At 67.6% G+C, this 802-nt stretch carries 1 protein-coding gene and 1 pseudogene; one reads left to right on the plus strand and one right to left on the minus strand.

The window, feature by feature from the left end; all coding sequences use genetic code 11:
- Positions 1 to 210, plus strand: a pseudogene (locus AACY08_RS27630) (flavin reductase family protein); the annotation flags it as partial.
- Positions 211 to 216: 6 nt separating this feature from the next.
- Here the strand turns inward: AACY08_RS27630 and AACY08_RS27635 are convergent.
- On the minus strand, positions 217 to 802 hold a 586-nt coding region (locus tag AACY08_RS27635), incomplete at its 5' end, for a 3-hydroxyacyl-CoA dehydrogenase family protein (RefSeq protein WP_339472283.1).

Consider the following 802-nt stretch of genomic DNA (forward strand, 5'->3'; position numbering starts at 1 on the left):
CAGACGCTGCGGCTGGCATCGGCAGATGGCACGACCCTCGACACCTGGCTGGTGCTGGGCGAGGTCGTCGGCATCCACATCGCGCCGCATCTGATCGCGGACGGTGCCTATCGCACCGCCGCCGCGCACCCGATCCTGCGGGGAGGCGGGGCAGCCGACTATTTCGAGATAGGCGAGGCCGCGCGCTTCGCGATGCGGCGGCCGGACTAGCCGCCCTTACCGTGTCGGCACCGGCTCCGCGCCGGTATAATCGTAAAAGCCGCGCTTGGTCTTGCGGCCGAACCAGCCGGCCTCGACATATTTCACCAGCAGCGGGGCCGGGCGGAATTTAGGGTCGCCCGTCCCTTCGAACAGCACGCGGGTGATTTCCAGGCACGTGTCGAGCCCGATAAAGTCGGCAAGCGTCAGCGGCCCCATCGGGTGGTTGAGCCCGAGCTGGCACGCCAGATCGATGTCGCGGATCGTCGCCACGCCCTCGCCCAGCGCGAAGCAGGCTTCGTTGAGCATCGGCATTAGGATGCGGTTTACGATGAAGCCCGGCGCATCATTGGCGTGGACGATCGCCTTGCCGAGCTTCTGCCCAAACGCCTCGACCGCCTGCACCGTCGCGTCCGAGGTGGCGAGGCCGCGGATCAGCTCGATCAAGCCCATCACCGGCACGGGGTTGAAGAAATGCACGCCGACGAAACGGCCCGCATCGGGGGCGGCCTGCGCCAGCCGCGTGATCGGGATCGAGGAGGTGTTGGACGCGAGGATCGCGGTGTCGGACAGCACCTTGCCGACCTCCGCGAAGATCGCGCGC

Origin of the sequence: Pseudomonas sp. EL_65y_Pfl1_R83, from assembly GCF_963970695.1 — a bacterium.
Lineage (GTDB): Bacteria > Pseudomonadota > Gammaproteobacteria > Pseudomonadales > Pseudomonadaceae > Aquipseudomonas > Aquipseudomonas tritici.